This window comes from Nostoc sp. ChiVER01, from assembly GCF_034531155.1.
Lineage (GTDB): Bacteria > Cyanobacteriota > Cyanobacteriia > Cyanobacteriales > Nostocaceae > Nostoc.
Genome location: NZ_JAVRBS010000002.1, coordinates 123,564 through 146,363, shown reverse-complemented (window position 1 = coordinate 146,363; position 22,800 = coordinate 123,564). Strand labels below are relative to the sequence as shown.

The following is a 22,800-nucleotide window of genomic DNA, read 5'->3' as shown; positions in this document are numbered from 1 at the left end:
GCAGAATCATTAAAAATGGGGGAAAACTGGCAGTGGTTAACCCGGAAATACCGTCTTGGCGCAAAACAGTACAAAGCGAGATTGTAGCTGTTACCGTGTATGCTGACAGAGCATTGGTTACACGGCGGGGTGTAGTTGATTTAACAGGAATTGAACAGGAACTAGTAATTACTCCAGTGCCAGAGATGGAAACTGAGTCTGTCAGAGTTAGTGGTAATGGTACGGTAGGGGTGCGAATGCTTGGAGTAAGTAGCGATCGCATCTACACCACTGAACCTGTAGCGGAAATTGCACATTTAACAAGGCAAATTCAGCAGTTAGAAGCAGAAAAACGCCACCTGCAAGCCCAAGTGGATGCTTTAGCATTGCAGTCTAGTTTTATCGACGGATTGCGTGAAAAAACAGAAGAACCCTTTGCACAGAGTTTGTCTCGAAAAAATCTCAGCCTTAGTGAAACTTTAGATTTTTTGAACTTTCTCGGAAGCCAGTATAGTGAGTATGCGATCGCATCTGGAGAGTGCAAAACTCAACAGCAGGAATTAGACAAACAACTCCAAGCACTCCACACCTCATTGCAAAAAATCCAAACACCCCATCCTAAAGAAAGTTTTAGCTTAGTTGTAGGAGTTGAAGTTGCAGGTGAAGGCGAGTTTGAGCTAGAAATATCATATTTGGTGAATCGCGCCAGTTGGACTCCACTATATGACTTGCGCTTTAGCACCACCAGCGATATTGTCCATTTGAGCTACCTTGCAGAAATCACTCAAAGTACCGGCGAAGATTGGATTGGTGCAAATCTCACCCTTTCTACCGCGAAACCGGGATTAGGTACACTCCCACCCAAACTTGAACCCTGGTATATTGATGCTCCACGTCCACAACTGTTACGACAACGACGATTTTCTGCCCAGCCACCATTGCTACCTCCTATAGCAGAACCGCCTGCTCCTGCTGCCACAGATTGGCAAGAAGAAGACGAAGTTGGACAGGATAATTTCATTCCAGCAGAAACCGTTACAGCAGAAGTATCCAAAGAAGGGAGTGTAGTTACCTTTAAATTAAATGGTGGCGGGAACATTCCCAGTGACGGCGCACCTCATAAAACTACAATTTTCAATGATGATTATCCTTGTAGCTTCGATTATGTGGCAATGCCACGCTTAGTAAGTTTTGCTTATCTGCAAGCTAATGTAAAAAATAATCCCAACGGTGCGACTCTATTACCAGGCAAAGCGAATATTTTCCGCGACAATGTTTTTATTGGGATAACTCAACTAGAAAATATTGCACCAGGGCAAGAATTCAAACTGAACTTAGGGATTGATGAAGGTTTTAAAATTGAGCGCGATTTGGTTGAACGTCTGGTAGACAAAAGATTGATTGGCAACCAGCGCCGGATTACTTATAGTTATCGGTTATTCATTACTAACTTATTAGAGAAAGAAGTAAATCTAAAACTAACTGAACAATTACCAGTTAGTCGTAACGAGCAAATCAAAGTGCGTCTGAGCCGCAGTAATCCGCAAATTCAACTTGGTGAAATGGGGCTTTTAGAGTGGCAATTAACTCTTTCACCCCAAGAGCGACGAGAAGTATATTACCAATTTATTATTGAACATCCGCCTGAGTTAATGGTTGTTGGGTTAGATATTTAGAGTCAAGGTTAGCGTTATTGTTCAAGTGTGTTCCTGATATTAAGCAAACAAATATTATTAAATATAACTGCCAGCAAAAGCACTCACCTCTAGGAGACACCGAAAATGAATGTGCTGGTTCGAGAAGCGCGACTTAATGATGCAGCAGCGATTGTTGGCATTCTAAACCCAATTATAGAAGCTGGTGTATACACCGCATTTGATACGCCGCTCACAGTCGATGCCGAACGTGAGTATATTTTAAATTTTCCTCAACGTGGGGTGTTTCATGTCGCTGTGCGCTTACCAGATCGAGCGGTTGTTGGGTTTCAAAGTATGGAACCATTTGCAACTTTCACACATGCCTTTGACCATGTGGGAATTATCGGAACATACGTAGATATCTTATACCGACGACAAGGTATTGGTAAAAGTCTATTCGAGGCTACTTTTGAGACTGCTCGTACCAAAGGATACGAAAAGATATTAACCTACGTTCGCGCCGATAACGCAGGAGCGTTAGCTAGCTATCTCCAACGTGGTTTTCACATAATTGGGACGGCGCAAAGACAGGCTAAAATCAAAGGAACGTATGTGGACGAGATTATCATCGAACGGTTTTTATAGATAGCGTCTACGCTCCTCGCTGCTACGCTAAACTTATAGCACTGAGACACTTTATCATGTCTGTCACCAAAGATTTTGAAGTCCCAAAAGATGTTATATATCCGCCAGGGGATTTATATAGTGACGAACCGCCTTTGGAAACTGACTTGCATCGGCTACAAATGACACTGCTCATCCAATGCTTGGAGTGGTTGTGGCAAAATCGCAATGACTTTTATGCATCGGGTAATCTCACTATTTACTACAGTCCACGCCAGCGCAAATCAGAAAACTTCCGGGGGCCAGATTTTTTTGTCGTACTGGGGACTGAACGCAAACCCCGTAAAAGTTGGGTTGTCTGGGAGGAAGATGGCAAATATCCTAATCTAATTATAGAAATCATCTCGGATAGCACAGGCGACACTGATAAAGGCTTAAAAAAACAAATTTACCAAGATATATTTCGCACACCAGATTACTTCTGGTTTGACCCGGAAACCTTAGAATTTTCAGGGTATCATTTGCTTGATGGTAAATATCAATCGTTGGAACCCAATCCTCAAGGCTGCTTGTGGAGTCAACAGCTAGGTTTATATTTAGGGATTTATCAAGAAAAGCTACGCTTTTTCACCCCTGAAGGAAAACTGGTTCCCACACCCGAAGAAGTCGCACAACAGGCTGAACAAGAAAAGCAACGCGCTGAACAAGAAAAGCAACGCAGCGATCGCTTGGCGGCAAAACTGCGAGAATTAAATATAGATCCAGATACTATTTAATCTTTACGCTATCTTGCTTGTGCCTGTTGCCGCTAATATTATATATCTTCAGGAAGAACCCATTTTGGCGGTTCCGTCATTTTTTTACGCAGCCGTTCTTGTGCCAACTCCAACATTTGATCTAGCGGAGTATCTTCAATAAATTTTGTAGCGGCCTCTCTAAACTCGATATTGGGGCATTTATCCCCTAAAACACATCCGTTAACACAGGCTACAGCGCAGTTAATTTTTTGCTCCACAGTAAATTCCTCTTTCTATAAGTTATGAGCAGAGACGCGATTGATCACGTCTGTACAGGAGTTATAATATTTACCCCTAACTCTTTACTATCAGGCATGACTCTCCAGGTAAATTTTACCTTGGCACTTGCCATCTCATTAGTCTAAATACTTACCATTTAGAAAGTTATCAGTTATGAGTTATGATTTTGACTCTTAAGTACAGACGCGACGCCAGTCGCTACAACGGGGGGAACCCCCCTTCGGGTTCACCAGTCGCCTACGGCGGGAAACCCGCCTACAGCGCTGGATTCACCGCAACGCGCTGGCTCATTAATCGCGTCTCTCCTCACTCTTATGAAAGGCGCTCATGTCAGAAGTTTTTGCTACTACTGGAACTATCGCTGCGATCGCCACTGCTGTTGTCCCTCAGCAGGGTAGTGTTGGTATTGTGCGGGTGTCCGGTTCTCAAGCAATGGCTCTAGCCCAAACTCTCTTTCACGCACCAGGGCGACAAATTTGGGAAAGTCATCGGATTCTTTACGGTTACATTCGCCATCCCCAGACGCAACAACTGGTAGATGAAGCCCTGTTGTTGATTATGAAAGCACCCCGTTCTTACACCCGTGAAGATGTGGTGGAATTCCATTGCCACGGGGGAATTATGGCAGTGCAGCAGGTATTACAACTGTGTTTGGAAAACGGCGCTAGACTAGCCCAACCTGGAGAATTTACTCTCCGCGCCTTTTTGAATGGGCGATTGGATCTAACTCAAGCCGAAGGTATTGCTGATTTAGTAGGAGCTAAATCACCTCAAGCTGCCCAAACTGCCTTAGCTGGTTTGCAGGGAAAATTAGCTGATCCGATTCGGCAGTTACGCGCCAACTGCTTAGATATTTTGGCAGAAATCGAAGCTCGAATTGATTTTGAGGAAGATTTGCCACCGTTGGATGATAAAGTCATAATATCAGAAATTGAGAAAATTGCCGCAGAAATCACTAGATTATTGGCAACCAAAGACAAAGGTGAGTTGCTACGCACAGGTTTAAAAGTGGCAATTGTGGGGCGTCCGAATGTGGGTAAGTCAAGCTTATTGAACGCTTGGAGCCAGAGCGATCGCGCCATTGTAACTGACTTACCTGGTACAACCCGCGATGTGGTGGAATCTCAGTTAGTTGTCGGGGGAATTCCCGTACAAGTGCTTGATACAGCAGGGATTCGGGAAACAACAGACCAAGTGGAAAAAATTGGTGTCGAGCGATCGCGTCGGGCTGCCAATGCAGCTGATTTAGTCTTGCTTACCATTGATGCTTCAGTCGGTTGGACGGAAGGCGATCAAGAAATTTATGAGCAGGTGCAACACCGTCCATTAATTCTAGTTATTAACAAAATCGATTTATTAGAAGAAGACGAAAGCAAAAATATTCAATCCAAAATCCAAGTTGCACTGGAAGCGCACCAAAGCTGCGGCCTAAAATCTAAAATTGCCACAGCCGCATCCAAAAATCAAGGTATTGATGCTTTAGAAACAGCAATTTTAGATATAATTCAATCGGGAAAAGTTCAAGCTGCTGATATGGATTTAGCTATCAATCAAAGGCAAGCAGCAGCCTTAACTCAAGCGAAAATTTCTTTAGAACAAGTACAAGCAACAATTGCCCAGCAGTTACCTCTTGATTTCTGGACAATTGACTTACGGGGTGCGATTCAAGCACTAGGAGAAATCACCGGAGAAGAGGTTACAGAATCAGTTTTAGATAAAATTTTTAGCAAATTTTGTATTGGAAAGTAATTTATCTATAAAAGACTAGCTCACAACAATAGTTTCAAGGTTTCTAACCAATTTTTGACTATTTCTCTTGAACAACCATACTTTTAACATTGACCTCTATATGTTAAATTAGGGTACTAATACTACATCTTCATATATTTCTGCGATCGCACACCGAAAATCAATAGTAGCTAAATGCACTTCTTGTTCTTTTTCATAAGGGTAAAGTACCCAATGTCCTTCTTCGTTGCGGCGGAAGGATTCGACACTCATTCGGTCTGGTGAAATTAGCACATATTCTTGTAATGATTCTAAGTGCCGATAACTTGCAAATTTCTTACCTCTGTCATACGCTTCTGTTGATTCAGAAAGCACTTCGACAATTAAGCAAGGATGGGACTTAAAATATTCAGATTCTCTATCTCGTGGATCGCATGTCACCATCACATCGGGATAGAAATAGCGATTTATGACATCAATTTGTGCTTTCATATCTAACATGTAGACACGGCAACCACTACCCCGGAGATGGTTTCGTAGAAGGATAAACAAGTTTCCTACTACTGTGACATGGGCATCACTTGCCCCTGCCATTACGTAGATTTGCCCATCAATATACTCGTGTTTGATTTCACTAAATTTCTCGCCTTCTAGATATTCTTCTGGGGAGATATAGTACTCACTTTGGCTAACGACCATTTTAGTACCTTAGTAGTTTTATCAGACATTGTAACCTAGTAAACAAATTTAATGAGCAACAGCGCCACCAGTGGGTTTAACCTTTTTAAGGAATAAAATAGCAAGTCCACTGAATAATAAGGCAATACCAATAAAATAGAAACAATCGTTAAAAGCCAGCACAAATGCTTCCCGGCGGACTATATTAGATATGGCTGCGATCGCCTGATTTTGTGCTGTACTTAAATCTGCTCCTTTACTGACAAAATACTGCGTCATTTGATCAATTCGCTGTTGAGTTTCTGGGTTATATAAAGATATTCCATCACCCAATCTATTCGAGTGAAATTGCTCTCTATTAGTTAACAATGTGGCTAAAGATGCAATTCCGATAGAACCGCCCATATTCCGCATCATATTAAATAAACCACTTGCCGAACCTGCTTCTTTCGGACTTAATCCAGCAGTGGCAATAGAACTAAGCGGTACCATAATTAAAGGTTGTCCCATTGCACGCACAATTTGCGACCACCGTAACTGATCTAATCCTGTTTCATTAGTCATCCCAGAGTTCATAAATGCACTGATGGAAAACAAAGTCACACCAACAGCTACCATTAACCGCACATCAATGCGTTGCATCAATTTGGGTATGAGGGGAATAATAAACAGTTGAGGAATACCAGCCCAAATTAACACTTCACCAATTTGTAGCGCATTGTATTGTTGAATTTGGGCAAGATACAACGGTAAAACATAAATTGAACCATATAATCCTACTCCTAACGAGACGTTGACAACACTGGCTAAACCAAAATTACGTCTAGACAAAAGCCGTAAATCAATAAATGGTTGCTTTCGAGTTAATTCTATATAGAAAAATATCACCAAAAAAATTACCGCAATCACACTTAAGCGCACAATCAACGCTGAACCAAACCAATCCTTACGGCTACCTTCTTCTAAAACAACTTGCAGGGAACCTAACCCAATAGCCATCGCAATAATTCCCCACCAATCACCTTGTTTCAGTAAATTAATTTGGGGTTTTTCTTGCTTAATTCCATACCAAACACCAGCTAGCATTAATGCCCCAGGAATTACATTTATATAAAAGTTGTATTCCCAACCAAAGTTTTCTGTTAACCAACCTCCTAATGTTGGGCCAATTGAAGGTGCAAAAACTGCACTAAACCCAAATGCAGCTAGTCCAACTGATTGCTTAGATTGGGGTAAAGTCGTTAATACAACTGTCATAGCGGTGGGGATTAATACTCCTCCGCTCAAACCTTGTAAGGCGCGAAAGAAAATCATGGAATTGAGATTCCACGACCAAGCACAGCATATAGAAAAGAAAATAAATAGTGCAGTATTTACTACCAAATAACGACGTAAAGAAAATACTCGTGATAACCATCCTGTTAAAGGAATTACCACAATTTCTGCTACAAGATACGCTGTAGAAATCCAAGAACCTTCTTCTAGGGTTGCTCCTAAACTTGCTTGAATATCTTGCAGGGAAGCATTAGTTATTTGAATATCCAATACCGCCATAAATGCACCAAGCATACTGGCTAATACACCAATCCAGGTTCTTAGCGGTACACTCTCTGGTGGTGCTTGCTGACGAATTACACCTGTATTAGCCATAGGGTTGTTCCTGTTTCAAACTTAAGTTGTAAAAAATCTCTTAATTACATTTTATCCTTATCTCTGCACAGCGAGAATAAAATATGATTTCTATTTAAACTTTCTGAGCTTTGATAATACCCTTTTCCTCATAGATTGGACGCATCATTTTCCTTAAAGCAGGTAACTCTCTGCTAAAAATGATCGACCCTAAAATACAAACTATACCATCAATTATTAAAGTGTTAGGAGCGCCGATATGACTGGCTACAAAGCCTCCCAATAAATTACCCACGGGAATCATCCCCAAAAATGACATTGTGTATAAGCTCATCAATCGCCCACGTTTGTCATCTTCAACAATTGTTTGTAAAAAGGTGTTGCTAGCAGCAATTTGGAGAATTGTACCTAAGCCAACAAACAACATTGTAAATAAAGAGAGTGGCAAAAATCGAGACAATGAAAAGGCAATTAGACCAATTCCTAAAATTGCTGGTGCTAAAGCAATCAATTTACCAATCCCTAAGATTGTTTGGCGCGTAGTCAAATAAATACCACCAGTTAAGGCTCCAACTCCAGAAGCCGCCATCAAAAAACCCAAACTTTCTGCACCACCTTTGAGAACTTGTTCTGCAATAACTGGTACTAAAATAGTGTTTTGCAGCCCCATGAGGCTGACTAAAGCTGATAGCAATAAGATTGCTCGAATCGGTGGAAAGCTAAAGGCATATACAAATCCCTCCTTGACTTTTTGTAAGGGATTACCGTCAGTTACTACATTTTTCCAAGGTTTAACTTTCATTGCCAATAAAGCGGCGATTACAGCAATGTAGCTCAAACCATCAAATAAAAAACAATAAGCAGTTCCAACCCTGGCAATTAGTAAACCTCCGATCGCAGGGCCAATTAATCTAGCACCGTTGATCATCGTGGAGTTGATAGCGATCGCATTGCCTAAATCTTCTCTACGTTCAACCAATTCTGGCACAAATGCTTGGCGGGCTGGTGCATCTAAAGCGTTAATAAGTCCTTGAAATAAACTCAAGGCAATGATGTGCCATACCTGAATCACACCAGTCAGCGCCAGTGCTGCTAATGTTAACGATTGAATCATCGCCAAGACTTGTGTACTAATTAAAGTACGATACCGAGAAAAGCGATCTACAAATACTCCGCCAAAGGGAGCTAAAAAAAAGCTAGGAATTTGACTCGAAAATCCTACAACTCCTAACATTAATGGGGAGTTTGTCAAATCATAAACTAGCCAAATTGTGGCAAGTTGCGTCATCCACGTCCCAATTAGGGAAATACCTTGTCCGGCAAAAAATAGTTGATAGTTTCTTGACCTTAAAGCAGGTAGTAGCGATTTTTTCATGTAAGGCTTACTTTATACCAATCTGCTTTTATAAATATCATCTCACCTCATCTCTATACGCCTGTCTTTAGATGTATGAAAATTTCATAGGTAGAAAGAGGTTTTTATCTGTTTACAGGCAATTTTAGTATTAATGATATCCGGTTGATTATTTACTAAACCCCAAGAACCCCACCCTAACCCTCCCCTTATAAAGGGGAGGGAACTAGATTTATTTTCTTGTTTCCCCCCTTTATAAGGGGGGATTAAGGGGAGTAATTCGACTATTATGGGTAATTTAGTGGACATGATATTACTTGACTTCCACAGCAACTTCCGCAGACATCCCCGGAGTAATCCGTGATTCGTACCCTTGAATGCTCTTTTGATCGAAAACTACTTTTACTGGAATGCGCTGCACAACTTTGGTAAAGTTACCTGTAGCGTTATCCGGTGGTAATAAGGCAAACTGAGCGCCGGAAGCTGGGGAAATACTGTCAACATGACCAGTAAAGGTATGATGAGGAAAAGTATCCAGCTTGATTTCTACTGGTTCTCCTGGGCGCATCTTTTCTAATTGAGTTTCTTTGAAGTTCGCAACTACCCAATAGTTGTTATCCACGATCGCCATTAATGGTGTTCCTGCTTGGACTCGGTTGCCAACTTCCGCAGTTTTTCTACCAACTCGTCCGGCACTAGGAGCGGTAATATTAACATAAGATAGTTGCAATTGTGCGTTTTTGAGCGATGCTTCCGATTGTGCGATCGCCGCTTTTGCCGCTTCATATTGGCTACGTTTCACTGTGGTATCTTGTCCACCTGCGGTAGCTTGTTGCAATCCTCCCTTAGATGCTGCCAATTTAGCTTGGGCGTTGGTAACATTCTCTTGCGCCTGTGCTAATTGAGACTGGGCTTGAGCTACACCAACTTTGGCAGAGGCTAACTTGGCTTGGGCTTGTTGTACTCCCTGAATCGCGGCGTTTTTCTGTGCGGTAGCCACATTATAAGCTGCCTTGGCTGTATCTAGCTGTTGGCGAGGAATCGCACCTGTTTTATACAATTCGTTGTAACGATTGTAATCTGCTTGGGCTTTTTCCAAATTCGCATTTGTTTGCGCTACTTGGGCTTGGGCGGCAGGAATACCAGCTTGGGCTTCTTGTACTGCTGCTTGGGCGGCAGGAATACCAGCTTGGGCTTCTTGTACTGCTGCTTGTGCTGTAGAAATTGCTGCTACCGCACTGCTAACATCACCCTGTGCTTGAGTTGTCTTACCCGTAGTGGTTTGTGAACTTAAAGCAATATTTGCTTGGGCAGCTTGCGCCTGTCCACGAGCATTTTCTAGGGCGGCTTGTGCTTGTTGTACCTGACTTTGATAGTCTCGTGGATCTAACTTCACCAATAATTGTCCTGGTTGCACCAGTTGGTTATCATCCACCAGCACTTCACTTACAGTTCCCGGAATGCGGCTGCTAACTTGGTGGATGTTTCCAGCAACGGTAGCGTTGTCTGTTTCCTGATGGGTGGAGGCATATTGCCAATAGTGATAACCAAAACCACCTGCGGCGATCGCACCCACACCTAATGCTGCCAAAATTAAATTATTCGGTCTTTTCCGCTTCGGTGGAGTTGCTTTTTCTTTTTCTTTCTCTATCTCAGGTGTTACAACAGGTGCTTCTGCTGTTGTGGATGTTTTTATGGTGACAGTTTCTAAAGTCTCGGAATCAGGAATCAATTGTTTTTCGATAACTGGGGTTTTGTGTCCGTTGCGTCCGTTAAAAGTATTAGTTTTCATGATTGTTAACTTGTTTCTTCTTGCAGTAATTTGATTGATAGGCTTTTATTTAGAATGCGTAGTATTTCCAGAAAAAAATTTTTATTTCCTTAGTATGCGTATTATTATCTCAAAACAAATCTTTACAGCACCTCCCCCGGTCGGGTGATTATGGGATCATCTTTAGGAGAGGTTAGCGATCGCCCGGTTCAATATTTGGGAAAATAGTTCTCGGTCAGCAAAAGAAATACCATCCATCGCTTCATCACGCACTGCTGCGGCGATTGGGGGTAAAACAGCTTCTAGTTCCTTACCTGCATCCGTTAGCCAGATTCGCCAGATGCGGCGATCGTAAGTGTCGCGTTCTCGACGCACCAAGCCGCGTTCTTCCATGCGATCGAGTACGCCTGTTAAAGTCCCTCCTACTTGTTTGAGTTTGTCCCCAATACTAGAAGTCGGTAAACCATCTTCTTGCCATAAACAGCACAACACTAGCCAGTGAAATGGCGTAAGTCCAAAAGGTTCTAGTTTATCTGTAAACTTGCGACTGAGGAGTTGCGAGACTAATTTGATTCTGTAGCCCAAATTGTATGGTGCCAGATTTTGCTGCCACGAATCTAAAGGTGGGGAGTGATTAGATGTAGAAACCATTTAGCAAAATACTTAGTATGCGTACTATTATTATAACTAAACTTGTTCTTTTAGCAATAGTGCTTGACATCTGTCTTAGGGAATAAATCCATTCAACTGATACTCTTTGACAGTGCCAATAATGCAGTAAGGTCGAGATAATTTAGGAGACTGCTTACCCTATATCCAAATCATAGCTCAAAAGAGGCATTTGGGAGCAACGCGAAAAAGTGAAATCATCGTGAAATGAGCAGGGGAGCAAAGAGAAATTTTTAGTAATTTTTATTACCTGAATAGTCCTGAATACATTTGTTGTGCTTAGAAAACAGAGTGCTACTAGAATTATTAACTAGAAATGACTCCTCAATACTTGAATATTGTACAATCATAAAAATTGAAAAAAGCTTTTGATTTTCTTAATTAACGCAATTCATTGAGACATGGGCGTGCATAATGCTAATTCCACAATTACAAAAATTTTTCATAACGCCTATTACTCAAAAAAGCAGACCAAATAAATCTAAATTGACTATCCTTTTTTGGTACAGTCTAAGTCTAACTTTTGCTGTCGGCTATATTCTTATGGGGCTGCAAAAAGCTTTCAGCAGTAAATATATAGTTAGCGACGATGCACGGGAATATATTTCTTGGATGTATCGTTACTTTAATCCAAATTTATTTCCTGGGGATTTAATCGCGGATTATTTTCAGTCAGTGACACCAATTGGATATGGGATTCTTTATAAGATAATTGCAGCTTTAGGCATCAATCTAACTTTTTTTAGCAAAATTTTTCCAATAGTAGTAGGGCTAATTACTACTAGCTATTGCTTTGCAGTCTCTATGCAGATACTACCAGTTCCAATGGTGGGGTTTATCGCATCCTTACTTTTAAATCAAAGTCTTTGTATGCATGATGACCTATTTTCTGCTACTCCTAGAGATTTTATTTATCCTCTATTTTTAGCTTTTCTATATTATTCAATACGAGCTTCTGGGTTAGGTATCTTAATTGTACTTGCACTCCAATGTTTAATGTACCCTTTAATAGGTTTTGTGGATTTATTAATTTTAGCCCTAAGATTATTTCGCTGGCAAAATGGGCAGATAACTATCTCTCAAAACCGAAAAGATTTTATTTTATTTGCAGCAGCCATTATAGTTACTGGAATTGTAATTTTACCTTATGCCATTCAATCATCACAATTTGGCCCGCCAATTACTGCTGCTGTTGCCAGAACTATGCCGGATTACTGGCCTGGAGGAAGAGTTAGCTATTTTAGTCATAATATTATTAATTATTGGTTTTTTGGTAGAGATAGCGGATTTATTGCTTTAATTGCACCTCCTCAATTATTATTAGGTTTATTATTACCAATAATCTTAAAATTTAAGTCTAACTTTCCTCTAACTAAAGAAGTAAATAATGAAGTAAAACTATTACTACAGGCAGTAATAGCTAGTTCAATAATGTTTTTTACTGCCCATGCCTTAGCTTTTAAACTGCACTGGCCTAGCCGCTACACCCATCATACTTTTAGGATGGTACTTGCTATTGCAACAGCAATTTCTATTATCTTGATTCTAGATGCTACATTTCGATGGGCACGAGAAAATGAGAAACAAATCCTCATCTTGGGAACTATTATAATCCTTGGTGCAGGACTCATTTTGTACCCTAGCAGCTTCAGCTTAAAAGTTTTTCCTAAAACCCTTTATGTACAAGGTCAAGTTCCAACATTATATAATTTTTTGCAAAAGCAACCGCAAAATATTGTCATAGCCTCTACTTCTGAAGAAGCAGATAACATACCTCTATTTGCCCAAAGAACAATTTTAGTGGGTAAAGAATATGCTTTACCTTTCCATACCAAATATTACGCTCAATTTCGTAAGCGGATGATTGACCTTATTAATGCTCAATATACTGAAGATATTAATCAGGTTAAAGACTTTATCCAAAAATATCATGTAACTTTTTGGTTATTAGAACGTTCTGCATTCCTTCCAGAATATATAACTAAAAACACTTGGCTACAACAATATCAGCCAGCAGCACAACAAGCCAACGCAAATTTACAGAAAGCTTTACCTGTTTTAGCGACATTAATGAACTCTTGCGCTGTTTTTGAGACTGATAATTTAGTTCTTCTCAAAACAGAATGTATCAAAGTAGTGACGAAGACTTGAACAAAATACCCAATTACAATTAAAGGTTTTTCCATCTGTCTTAGGGAAGAACTTGAATTAACTGGTACTCTTTGACTGTACCCAGAATGCGGTGAGGTCGAGATAAATTAGGGGACTGGTCAGCATATATCCAAGCATAGCTCAAAGCTGGTATTTGGGAAAAAGATGCTACTTGTTGAGGGTGAATAGAAAGATAGAAATTAAGCAATACTTGGGTTTTTGGGTCTATTTCCACATAGTAGGTAGGATGAGATTTAAGAATTGGAGCGATCGCACCTTGTTGTAAAAAACTTCTTAAAACAGGGTTATAATCACTTAAAAGCCCTATGCTACCAGTCATCGCCAAAGCTAACCAACAAGGAATTAACCAGCCTGCAATCCAATAACGCGCTGTGAGAAACTTCTTGCCAAAGTGGTAACGACTAATCCACACCACAGGTAAAATTAACCAACCCAAACCCATAGCCAAGCCAATAGATGCATACTTGCGGATGTCAAAACTACCCCAATTAAGAACACCAATACTGACTATTACAAGTAGAACACCGAACCCACCAAAGCCATAACTGAGATTTCGAGGAAAATTCTTTTTTGCAAAAAGGCTTAATATATTTCTTTTACCTTTTTCAAGAGGTAATTGCGGGGTAATTCCTGTTTCGTAAATACTACCTAACCAATTTAAACCCACAGATGCAAGCAAAGCTACAAACGGATAAAGGCAAAGACTATAGTGAGGAAGACGAGTACTAAAAAGGCTAAGTTCAAAAAATAGGACAAGTGGAAAGCCAACTAATATTAACTGATAACGATTAATAGGATGACGGAAAGTAAGAAATAAACCTAAAAGTCCGAAAAAAGGCCAAGGAAATGCTTTTAAAAGAATATTCCATAAATAAAACAGCCGATCATTTCTATAATTATTTTCAGAACCTAGCTGCACAACAAACTTGAGCAACTCTTCAAAACTTTGATTTCCGTAGTGCAGCCAACTTAACCACAGCCAAACACAGGTAGGGATTAAACCTACAAAAAAGCCTAAATACAAAAATGGGTTAGTAAGATGATGATGACGGCGATGTTCCCAAATTAAATAAGGGAATAAAGCTATAATTGGCAAAAAAATCATAAAGCTTCTGACTAAGAAGCCTAAACCTAAACTTAAACCAGCTATAAAACTCCAAAAATAGCGATATTGAAGATATAATTCCGCTTTTATTAAAGACAAAATCGCTAAAAGTACTAATAAAACCATCGGTATATCAGGTGTACTTAAGCGAGAGTATTGCAGCCAGAAAAACTCCACACTTAAAATTGCCGCAGCTAGCCAACCTAATTTTTTGCCTAGCATAATTTTGCCGATTTCATACACCAGCCATAAACTAAAAATGCTAGCAATCATACTAGGAAGACGCGCACTAGTATCACTCATTCCAAACAGCTTGTAGAAACTGGCAATTATCCAATAAGGGCCAGGAGTTTTATGATGTGCTTTTTCCCAAGGAGTTATCCAATTACCAGAATCAAACATCAAACGCGCACGCGAAGCGTAAAGCGCTTCATCATGTGCCATCAGGCTATTGTGCCCAGAAGTAAATAATAATAAGGGAAGTATCCAAAGTAACAAGCTCAAATATGGTAATAATCCCAATAGGCGCGTTTGTTGCCAAATATGCCGCAAAATATGTAATTTATATAACATTGAATTAATAAAATTGAATGCTGCTATTTAGACTCGTCTATGTGTCTTGCTGTTATTAAAATATGTTACATAGTGTTTTTTGAACAATACCTGAAATTGCCGCATTTTTTGAAGAAAGTACTCCAAAACAGAGATTTATGCAATTAAGACCGAATCAACGCCAGAAATTAGACGACAAAGACGATAAGCTGTTCTATGCCTATCCTCGCTTTGTTACCCATGTCGATGAAGGATTTATTCAACAGCTAACGGATTTATATCGCGATCGCCTCAAACCCAACATCCGCATCTTTGATATGATGAGCAGTTGGGTGTCTCATCTACCAGAAGAGATGCAGTTTGCCCATGTGGAAGGACACGGACTCAACGCTGAGGAATTAGCACGAAATGCCCGTTTAAATCATTACTTTGTGCAAAATCTTAACGAAAATCCGCAGCTACCTTTACCAGATGAAGATTTTGATGCTGTTCTCAATTGCGTATCTGTGCAATATGTGCAATATCCAGAAGCAGTATTTTCTGAAATTTACCGTATCTTGAAACCCGGTGGTGTTGCAATTATCAGCTTTTCTAACCGGATGTTTTTTGAAAAGGCGATTCAGGCTTGGCGAGAGGCTTCAGAAGCACAGCGAGTAGAATTAGTCAAAGCTTACTTTGCATCAGTTCCAGGATTTACAACCGCAGAAGTTATAGCTCATAAGTCAACATTACCGAATTTATTACAGTGGTTGGGTGCACCTGGAGGAGATCCGTTTTATGCTGTTATAGCTTACCGCAGTTAAGCCAAATATTCACTAGTACAATGTCTAAGCTAGTACAAGAAGGTTTGTAGTAAGCACTTTAATGCTAAAAAATAAGGACTAAAGTCCTTACTACGAACTTATTGACCTACTCAAAATTAAAATGCTTTTGTATATACATAATTTCTCTAGATGAATTATTGGCTAATGAAATCAGAACCAGAAGCCTATAGTATTGCTGACCTTCAACAGCAGAACGAGACTATCTGGGACGGTGTTCGCAATTATCAAGCTCGCAACTTTTTGCGCCAAATGGATGAAGGAGACTTAGCTTTTTTCTATCACTCCAATGCTAATCCTCCTAATATTGCTGGGTTAATGCGTGTAGTGAAAAAAAATATTGCTGATCCGACACAGTTTGAGCCAGAAAGTAAATACTACGATCCGAAATCAAGTTCCGAATCCCCTCGGTGGCAAACAGTTGTAGTGGAATTTGTTGAGGCTTTTTCTAACCCCATCTTGCTATCAATACTCAAAGAAGAGTTTAGCGCCGAAGAGTTGATGTTGGTGAGACAAGGAAATCGGTTATCAGTGATGCCCATCCCTGAAGCAGTAGCTTTGAAGATTCTAGCGAAGAAAAGCTCTTAGTTAAGATAATTCGTAATTCGTAATGCGTAATTCGTAATTCATAAAATATTTTGAAGGAAGGTTGATTAACTGGACATAATGTGATTTATTGTTGCCTAATTACTTATTTTACACCCATTGCACAGGATCTAATTGATAGTAACGTTGCAATTGTTCATAAAGTGCCGGATGCTTAGACAGCAATTGGTGTGGTTTCTCAAAAAATGTCTCAGTTGCTACGGCAAAAAATTCTGCGGGATTCGTTGCACCATAGCTATCCATTACTGTCTTTGCGCCTTGTAGAACATCATTACAAAGTTGCTGATATGCTTCTGTCATCACCTTCACCCATATAGTATAGTCTGAGTTGCTTTGGAGTATAGGAACTCCTTCAGCTTTACCATCTTCTTGATCTAACTGATGGGCGAATTCATGAAGCACAACGTTACGTCCGTCTTCCCAGTTATTAATGTCTTGTTTCACCTGTTCCCAAGACACTATTACTTGGTCATTCGCCCACGATTCACCCAGTCTTGCCACACGTCTTTCTTCAACAACATAATTTCCGATAGAATTCGTTTCTTGAACAAAATAAGCATTAGGATAGACTAAAATTGAACGAAGTCTAGGGAAGTATTGCCCACGTTCATTTAATAGGAGTAAACAGGCAACACCAGCAATGGTCAGTTTCATTTCCTCCGTCACCTGTAATCCTCTACAGCCAATAAATTGCTTTTCTGCTAAGAATACTTGAATATGTCCCTGAAGTCGTCTGATTTCATTGGGAGAGAGACACAGATAAATAGGAAGATTATTCTCAATAATTGCATTCCACAGTGGGGGAAAAGGACGGTATTTGAGACGGTTTCTTCGCCTTTTTACTAGAACAGGATTGATTAAAATCCCGGTGAGAATCAGCCCAATAATTATAAAGACAACTATTGTTTGAATCATTAACTTCTAAACAGGTTACATATTTAAGTCACTGTAAAACAGAAAATTTAGATAACATAATTGTTATTGTTGTGTCTCAATAACTAAATTTAAATGGGGCTTTTCTCTCTTTTCTAAAGTTTACTAATGTTACATATCACCACTATTGGATCAGAATTATACAAGATTTAACTTTGGTAGAAAGGGTTTTTTGCAGACCTTGCTCAACTTTGCTAATCAGTTTATCAAAAGCCTCTTGATCTGCTGTCAGTTGTTCTTGAAGAACTTTCTCTAACTCAGGCTTTATTTGCTCACACATCTCCTCAATTTTTTTGTCACTCAAAAAACTAGAACGAACCCAACTAGGTACATCCACATTTGTCTTGATTACTTCTTGAACACTCTTGCGATTTAGCTCCATTCCTGCCGCCATAACCGAAGCCCCATATACTAGTGCGATAGGCCAGGTTAAATGTCCAGTTAATATAAGAGTGATGATGCTAGCTACAGTTCCTCCGCCAATTACTACATTGACAATAAAGCCCACTGTTTCAGCCAGAATAGCATCTCCAATTCGTAACTCTGGGTTAACAAAATTTGGGTCAATACTATCCTGAAACCTTAAGCTGCTTCTAGGTATGTGAAACTTTCGACAGATTGGATCGGTTTGTGCGGCTAAATCGGGTTGGATTTTATTGCTAAACCAAGAAGCGCATTGATGATTAATTATCTGCACAGCGCGTTCGCTTTTGAGCCACTGTTCTGCCCGACTGATTAAAGCTGTTTCCAAATCGGCTAAAGTCCGTATTTTGTTTTTTTGCCAATCTTTTAAAGCTGGTTTAACTGCGTTGACAATCAAGCCATCTGTCAAAGGCTTAGTTAATGATTCGATTAACTCCGGGATATGCCTTTCAATCAAACCTTTAAGCGTATTCGAGGTAAATAATTTGTTGACTTCTTCCTTAAAAGCAGCAGCACGCAGATCCCATCGTCCTACTCGTGCTAATCCCAGTGCAATGCACCGTTCTGGTTCAGGATCGGGGCGAAGTAGTGTTTCTGGTTCGGGAAACATTTCTTGACAAAGAACGTGCGTGAACTTCATGCGAGATGCACCACCAGTCATCAGCAAAAGTTTCGGCACAATTCCAAGTTTTTCTAGCTTTTCTTTCGCCTCAGTTAAAGAGTCGCTAAACGATCGCACCCAACTATGATGCCCCAGTTCAGGTAAAGGCTGGTTTAAAATTTCCTCCATCATCAATTTATTAACTTGAGGAATAAAATAAATCTGTTCGTTAATCGACTCGAAGCCACGCGCAAAGGATTCAGGATCGCTGTATAGCTGTTCATTAGAAAAGTAATCTTCTTTAGCTTTGCGACAAGCAAGTTCACAACGAGCTTGGTGATGCGGATATTCCTTAAATACTTTTTCGAGTAATGCTTTTTGCTCGTGGTTGGCGAGAGTCCGGGCAAAAATAGCTTTGTCAATTAGCGATGCACCTAAAGTATTACTCCCGAAATCTATCGGGATCTCTTCTAAGCTCTTAACCAGAGTAAAATCTGTGGTTGAAGAACCAATATCGACAATTAGCACCGATGCAACAAGTTTGTCATACTCCAGTTTTCCGGCTTCTTTGGCTTGCATGAAAGCAGCCCGCGATTCGGGTACAACATTTAGTTGGGGAATACCAGCTTCTTGAAGTAGCTTTTGGTATTCGGTGCGATCGCTAAGTGACCATCCTGAAGGGCAACCTATGTAAAAATAGCTACTTTCCCCGCTTTCGAGTTGTTTGCTTTCTTTCAAAAGTCGGTAGTAGGTTGCTACAAAAGTGCTAATTGTTTCTCGATATTTAGGATCGTTGTTGGGTTTTTGCTTGAAAGAAATTGTCAGTTGGGTAACGCCAGCTTGAATTAATGCTTGTTCACCGACAAGATAACCAAGTTTAGGATGCCAACCAAGGGCTGTAATTTGGTTCTTCCTGTTATTAATCTCCAGCATCTGGGGGGGGTCGATGCTTTCCACTACAGCTTTAGCTACAGCCGTTTCACCGTGCCCCAAATCAAAACCGATTGTTTCTAAAATTTCCATACCCTTATTGTCTATTATTCTTTAGAAGCGGAATATGCTGGCTCAATTACCCTACCGCGACGAATTAAGCGATCGCCTTTCAATAAAGCCGGAGTTAGAGTTACGTGATCTTTGGTATCGGGGTCGATACTTGGCTCAAAGTCAAAATAATTGCGATCGCTATGCGGGTCATTTGGTCGGTAAATTTGAGCGTTAATTCCTTGAGACATTAAAATCTGTGGCAGAAGTTTTGCTAGTTCATAAGCCATTTGGGGTTTATCAAGTTTTGATGCGCCCATTAGCCTTTGCAGAAAATTCAATAGCTCTGGCAGTTCTTCTATTGCTAAGTCGCCTTCATGTTTATTCCATTCTTCTACTCTAGCTACTGCTAGGTCGATAGTGTTGAGAGCATCGCCAAGATGATCTAAAAATACTTTGCTATCAACCTGGAGCATAGGTTTAGGTAATTCCAATAGCTCTGAAGATATAGAATTTTGCTGGCTCTTTGACTCAAGTTGAAGCACAACTTCTATCCCTAGAAGTATAGAGGTTAGTAAGATAGCCATCCATGCACCTGGGGTAGTTTTAGTTAAAGAGAACAACGAACCTAAGATGCCTATATAAATTAGCCCTTTTAGCAGTTTTAGGATTAATCTGCTGGAAAAAAGGTTTGTACCTGAGTTAGGAAATTGCTTTTGCTCTGCTGGAGTAATTTGAGAATAGTTAGCCGCAGCAAGAGTAGCAATGGACTGCCGCAGGGTATCTAGGAAAAAGGAAGCAAGACGAACTTGAGCTAAATTAAGTTTTTCAATGTAAATTCTTTCGAGATTATCAAGTCGATTCTGAACCAACTTAACTATCTCCTCGATGTTAGTCGTGTTATCAATATCTGTCTGAAGTTGGTTGCGTTCTTCGCTAAAAAGTGAAGTAATTGTTTTCATTGCGTTGACTAGGACTTTAAGGTTATTAATAGGAGTGAAATGAGCAGACAACTGCTTATTTAAACCTGTAATCACATGATGACTGATGTAATTAATCTAAGTTGTGTAGTTCCAGTATTTTTTGGCTGGAAAATTGCGCTCAATGTTATCTAGAAATCTTGCATATAGTTGAAATCACACGTAGACTGCTGATGAGGCAAGTTCACCAAAGAAGCAGAGGGGAAGGGGGCAGGGAGCAGGGGGAACAAGCCCTTCCGTTTTCTTTCGTGAAGCGGAGCGAAGCATGGGTAAGAAGCCCCGTTATGAAGGGCGCAAGACTTAGGTGGAGTACAAGCTCCTTCCCAGTCTCTCCCCCTTGCTCCCTGCTCCCCTACCTCTTTTGACTGGAGCTTTTGAAGACCAACCATTGTCTAACCATTGATTGCAAATTACACCCATTAGAAGGAGTAGCAGAATGTTTATCTGCGTCATTGCAGACTACGGTACAGGAGATCCGGCATTTACAGAAGTCACACAACGTCTGCTGATGGCTTTTCCTGATGCCCAAATTCATTTGCTTTCGGTTCCAGCATTCAGTACCTTGGCAACGGGATTCTGGATTGCTCAACTAGGACTCAACCCTGGCCCTAGCGATCGCCTAATTTATCATAACTGTGCGCCTCGTCAGGATGATCCTGAAGCCCGTCGAGACAATGAAGGTGAAGGACTAACTTATGCTCTTTTATCCAATGGTGTAAAAGTAGTGGGTGTGAATGCAGGCTACACCCTCTCCTTTATCAAAAACTATACAAAGGAGTTGCGAGTGGTCAACGTTGCTCGTGGCGGTTCGCAGTTTCGCTCACGGGATGTCTTTCCTCCGGCTGCGGCTGCCATTATGAATGAAGATTTTAGCCTTTTGGGAGATAGCCTCAAGAGTGAGCAAATCCCAGATGTTCCACCAGATCGAATCGCCTGGATTGATGGCTACGGCAACATTAAAACAACTATTGGGGCGCATACACTGAATTTGGAGCCTCAAAGCAAGATCGTGATCCGAATTGGAGATGTGGTGAGTGATGCAGTTTATTCTGATGGCAGCTTCAAGGTGTCTGAAGGAACTTTAGCCTTTGCTCCTGGTAGTTCCGGTTGGTCAAAAGGCGATTCAGGAGAACCATTGCGCTTTTTAGAGTTATTTCTGCGAGGAGGGAGTGCTTGGGAACGCTTTGGCCGTCCCCGTGTGAATCAGCAAGTAACTCGAATTGCATGAAATCGGGTATTAGTCCTATAGGATTCCTATATCACTAGAATGATGGCTACTTTTCCACTCGCAGACATAATGTGACGTTAGTAGATATAAAACATCAGATAGGAGATAAATATGGCTGAACAATTCAAAAAGGGCGATCGCATTGAATGGAACACTTCCTAAGGCAAGACAACTGGCAAAATATTAAAGAAACTCACTTCACCTACAGATATTAAAGAACACCATATTGCTGCAAGTGAAGATAACCCTGAGTACTTAGTTGAAAGCGATGCCTACGGCGGTAAACTACGTACAGGAAAACAAGCTGCTCACAAGCCTGATGCTCTGAAAAAAATAGAAGATTAGCTTTTTTGAGGGACTTCCAGAAAATAAATTATCCAATTTACCCAGATCATATTTTTCTTTCTCCCCCTGCCCCCCTGCCTACACCACGATAGAATATTTTTTTAGTTGGAAGTCCCTGATGTCTGCTAATAAGCTGTTACGCAAATAAACATTGCACATTCCACATCCACTAGTGAGGTTGTCATTTGTCATTTGTCCAAAGTCCAATTGGTAAACACAAATGACTAATGACGGTCTACAAAACTTGGATGGAATACAATTTTTTTGACTTTCGCCTTGCGTTATTAGGCGATTACTTAGAAATTTTGAGGATCGTTAAGACCGTTTATTTTAGCAATTTAAGATTATTGAGAATCAGTCTGGGGAAAAAGCCACGTAGTTTGGTTGTTTGATAACTTACTGTTAAAAGTCAGATCAGATCCTGCTCCACTAGTTAAGACATCATTACCATCAAAGTTGTCATTACCCCAACCACCGTTCAGGGTATTGACTCCAGCATTTCCTGTTAAGCAGTCATTTCCATTACTTGCGATAACGTTGTCAAAGTTCACAACTTGGAAATTTAAAGAATCGAAAACGGAAATATTGCTGATGTTGACTTGTTCTACACATAAATCGCTAATTAGGTGTACATTGCTTGCAGAAGCGTTTATTGTATCTATCGCAGTTGCTGAACTAATAATTTTTTCACTACTAAGAAGTTGGTCTGTACCATTACTTTCTTGAACTGTATCTGTTGATAATACTGTGACACCACTACTAAGGCTGTAATCTACGGTGTCTTGTCCCTCCCCGGCATAAATAGTGTCATTACCAGCACTAGCATCAATTATGTCAACATTGATTACATCGTTGTTGAGGGTATCGTTAAGAACATCGTTTAGAGAGGTTCCAGTGATAATAGACATGCTTATTTACAAGGTAATTGGTGTTTTAGGTTACATAGT

19 protein-coding genes and 1 pseudogene are annotated in these 22,800 nt (G+C 40.4%); 9 read left to right on the top strand and 11 right to left on the bottom strand.

The genetic code is table 11. The features are described from left to right. Nucleotides 1-32 precede the first annotated feature (32 nt). The 3 genes from RMY00_RS02945 to RMY00_RS02935 all read left to right on the top strand — a co-directional run bounded on the left by RMY00_RS02945 (nt 33) and on the right by RMY00_RS02935 (nt 3,016). Nucleotides 33-1,655 carry a mucoidy inhibitor MuiA family protein gene (locus RMY00_RS02945; protein ID WP_322646146.1) on the top strand — a complete coding sequence of 541 codons (1,623 nt, stop codon included), beginning with the start codon at nt 33-35 and terminating at the stop codon, nt 1,653-1,655. A 105-nt stretch (nt 1,656-1,760) separates the two neighbouring features. Beyond that, nucleotides 1,761-2,261, top strand: coding sequence for a GNAT family N-acetyltransferase (locus RMY00_RS02940; RefSeq protein ID WP_322646145.1), 501 nt, complete (start codon nt 1,761-1,763; stop codon nt 2,259-2,261). A gap of 56 nt (nt 2,262-2,317) precedes the next feature. Then, nucleotides 2,318-3,016, top strand: coding sequence for a Uma2 family endonuclease (locus RMY00_RS02935; protein ID WP_322646144.1), 699 nt, complete (start codon nt 2,318-2,320; stop codon nt 3,014-3,016). A gap of 38 nt (nt 3,017-3,054) precedes the next feature. Here the strand turns inward: RMY00_RS02935 and RMY00_RS02930 are convergent, their stop codons facing one another. Continuing rightward, nucleotides 3,055-3,255 (bottom strand): hypothetical protein, encoded by a 201-nt coding sequence (locus RMY00_RS02930; RefSeq protein WP_322646143.1) that lies wholly within the window; start codon nt 3,253-3,255, stop codon nt 3,055-3,057. Between the two features lie 349 nt (nt 3,256-3,604). Here RMY00_RS02930 and mnmE point away from each other — a divergent pair, with 349 nt between their 5' ends. Continuing rightward, nucleotides 3,605-5,026, top strand: coding sequence for a tRNA uridine-5-carboxymethylaminomethyl(34) synthesis GTPase MnmE (mnmE, locus tag RMY00_RS02925; protein WP_322646142.1), 1,422 nt, complete (start codon nt 3,605-3,607; stop codon nt 5,024-5,026). Nucleotides 5,027-5,134: 108 nt separating this feature from the next. Here the strand turns inward: mnmE and RMY00_RS02920 are convergent, their stop codons facing one another. The 5 genes from RMY00_RS02920 to RMY00_RS02900 form a co-directional block, all read right to left on the bottom strand. Beyond that, nucleotides 5,135-5,704, bottom strand: coding sequence for a Uma2 family endonuclease (locus RMY00_RS02920; RefSeq protein ID WP_322646141.1), 570 nt, complete (start codon nt 5,702-5,704; stop codon nt 5,135-5,137). A gap of 48 nt (nt 5,705-5,752) precedes the next feature. Continuing rightward, nucleotides 5,753-7,333: a DHA2 family efflux MFS transporter permease subunit gene (locus RMY00_RS02915; protein ID WP_322646140.1), complete on the bottom strand. Its 1,581-nt coding sequence runs from the start codon at nt 7,331-7,333 to the stop codon at nt 5,753-5,755. Between the two features lie 94 nt (nt 7,334-7,427). After that, the gene (locus RMY00_RS02910) at nt 7,428-8,687 is read right to left on the bottom strand and encodes an MFS transporter (protein WP_322646139.1); all 1,260 of its coding nucleotides are present in this window, start codon (nt 8,685-8,687) and stop codon (nt 7,428-7,430) included. A gap of 292 nt (nt 8,688-8,979) precedes the next feature. After that, entirely contained in the window at nt 8,980-10,458 is a 1,479-nt protein-coding gene (locus RMY00_RS02905; RefSeq protein ID WP_322646138.1) for an HlyD family secretion protein, read from the bottom strand. Between the two features lie 162 nt (nt 10,459-10,620). Then, nucleotides 10,621-11,088, bottom strand: a complete 468-nt coding sequence (locus RMY00_RS02900) for a MarR family transcriptional regulator (RefSeq protein WP_322646137.1) — start codon at nt 11,086-11,088, stop codon at nt 10,621-10,623. A gap of 504 nt (nt 11,089-11,592) precedes the next feature. Between RMY00_RS02900 and RMY00_RS02895 the strand changes: the two genes are divergently transcribed. Further along, nucleotides 11,593-13,257 (top strand): hypothetical protein, encoded by a 1,665-nt coding sequence (locus RMY00_RS02895; protein ID WP_322646136.1) that lies wholly within the window; start codon nt 11,593-11,595, stop codon nt 13,255-13,257. Nucleotides 13,258-13,297: 40 nt separating this feature from the next. Here RMY00_RS02895 and RMY00_RS02890 read toward each other — a convergent pair whose 3' ends face one another. Continuing rightward, nucleotides 13,298-14,956, bottom strand: coding sequence for a glycosyltransferase family 39 protein (locus RMY00_RS02890; protein WP_322646135.1), 1,659 nt, complete (start codon nt 14,954-14,956; stop codon nt 13,298-13,300). A 137-nt stretch (nt 14,957-15,093) separates the two neighbouring features. Between RMY00_RS02890 and RMY00_RS02885 the strand changes: the two genes are divergently transcribed. After that, a complete protein-coding gene (locus RMY00_RS02885) occupies nt 15,094-15,738 on the top strand; it encodes a class I SAM-dependent methyltransferase (protein ID WP_322646134.1) in 645 nt (214 codons plus the stop codon). Nucleotides 15,739-15,888: 150 nt separating this feature from the next. Further along, on the top strand, nt 15,889-16,344 hold the full coding sequence (locus RMY00_RS02880) for an EVE domain-containing protein (protein WP_322646133.1): 456 nt from the start codon (nt 15,889-15,891) through the stop codon (nt 16,342-16,344). 108 nt (nt 16,345-16,452) lie between these two features. On the opposite strand, the gene RMY00_RS02875 is transcribed toward RMY00_RS02880, so the two are convergent. The 3 genes from RMY00_RS02875 to RMY00_RS02865 form a co-directional block, all read right to left on the bottom strand. Continuing rightward, nucleotides 16,453-17,277, bottom strand: a complete 825-nt coding sequence (locus tag RMY00_RS02875; RefSeq protein WP_322646132.1) for a M90 family metallopeptidase — start codon at nt 17,275-17,277, stop codon at nt 16,453-16,455. Between the two features lie 142 nt (nt 17,278-17,419). Continuing rightward, nucleotides 17,420-19,342: an Hsp70 family protein gene (locus RMY00_RS02870; RefSeq protein ID WP_322646131.1), complete on the bottom strand. Its 1,923-nt coding sequence runs from the start codon at nt 19,340-19,342 to the stop codon at nt 17,420-17,422. Between the two features lie 14 nt (nt 19,343-19,356). Continuing rightward, nucleotides 19,357-20,262 carry a hypothetical protein gene (locus RMY00_RS02865; RefSeq protein WP_322646130.1) on the bottom strand — a complete coding sequence of 302 codons (906 nt, stop codon included), beginning with the start codon at nt 20,260-20,262 and terminating at the stop codon, nt 19,357-19,359. 454 nt (nt 20,263-20,716) lie between these two features. Here RMY00_RS02865 and RMY00_RS02860 point away from each other — a divergent pair, with 454 nt between their 5' ends. After that, nucleotides 20,717-21,508 carry a hypothetical protein gene (locus tag RMY00_RS02860; RefSeq protein WP_322646129.1) on the top strand — a complete coding sequence of 264 codons (792 nt, stop codon included), beginning with the start codon at nt 20,717-20,719 and terminating at the stop codon, nt 21,506-21,508. A gap of 111 nt (nt 21,509-21,619) precedes the next feature. After that, a pseudogene (locus RMY00_RS02855) lies at nt 21,620-21,853 on the top strand (DUF2945 domain-containing protein). A gap of 344 nt (nt 21,854-22,197) precedes the next feature. Here the strand turns inward: RMY00_RS02855 and RMY00_RS02850 are convergent. Beyond that, nucleotides 22,198-22,761 (bottom strand): hypothetical protein, encoded by a 564-nt coding sequence (locus tag RMY00_RS02850; RefSeq protein WP_322646128.1) that lies wholly within the window; start codon nt 22,759-22,761, stop codon nt 22,198-22,200. Between the last annotated feature and the right edge of the window lie 39 nt (nt 22,762-22,800).

Coding starts and splice junctions, on each gene's coding strand:
- RMY00_RS02940 (WP_322646145.1), top strand. CDS start 1,761: ATGAATGTGCTGGTTCGAGAAGCGCGACTTAATGATGCAGCAGCGATT.
- RMY00_RS02935 (WP_322646144.1), top strand. CDS start 2,318: ATGTCTGTCACCAAAGATTTTGAAGTCCCAAAAGATGTTATATATCCG.
- mnmE (WP_322646142.1), top strand. CDS start 3,605: ATGTCAGAAGTTTTTGCTACTACTGGAACTATCGCTGCGATCGCCACT.
- RMY00_RS02920 (WP_322646141.1), bottom strand. CDS start 5,704: ATGGTCGTTAGCCAAAGTGAGTACTATATCTCCCCAGAAGAATATCTA.
- RMY00_RS02915 (WP_322646140.1), bottom strand. CDS start 7,333: ATGGCTAATACAGGTGTAATTCGTCAGCAAGCACCACCAGAGAGTGTA.
- RMY00_RS02910 (WP_322646139.1), bottom strand. CDS start 8,687: ATGAAAAAATCGCTACTACCTGCTTTAAGGTCAAGAAACTATCAACTA.
- RMY00_RS02905 (WP_322646138.1), bottom strand. CDS start 10,458: ATGAAAACTAATACTTTTAACGGACGCAACGGACACAAAACCCCAGTT.
- RMY00_RS02900 (WP_322646137.1), bottom strand. CDS start 11,088: ATGGTTTCTACATCTAATCACTCCCCACCTTTAGATTCGTGGCAGCAA.
- RMY00_RS02890 (WP_322646135.1), bottom strand. CDS start 14,956: ATGTTATATAAATTACATATTTTGCGGCATATTTGGCAACAAACGCGC.
- RMY00_RS02885 (WP_322646134.1), top strand. CDS start 15,094: ATGCAATTAAGACCGAATCAACGCCAGAAATTAGACGACAAAGACGAT.
- RMY00_RS02880 (WP_322646133.1), top strand. CDS start 15,889: ATGAATTATTGGCTAATGAAATCAGAACCAGAAGCCTATAGTATTGCT.
- RMY00_RS02875 (WP_322646132.1), bottom strand. CDS start 17,277: ATGATTCAAACAATAGTTGTCTTTATAATTATTGGGCTGATTCTCACC.
- RMY00_RS02870 (WP_322646131.1), bottom strand. CDS start 19,342: ATGGAAATTTTAGAAACAATCGGTTTTGATTTGGGGCACGGTGAAACG.
- RMY00_RS02865 (WP_322646130.1), bottom strand. CDS start 20,262: ATGAAAACAATTACTTCACTTTTTAGCGAAGAACGCAACCAACTTCAG.
- RMY00_RS02860 (WP_322646129.1), top strand. CDS start 20,717: ATGTTTATCTGCGTCATTGCAGACTACGGTACAGGAGATCCGGCATTT.
- RMY00_RS02850 (WP_322646128.1), bottom strand. CDS start 22,761: ATGTCTATTATCACTGGAACCTCTCTAAACGATGTTCTTAACGATACC.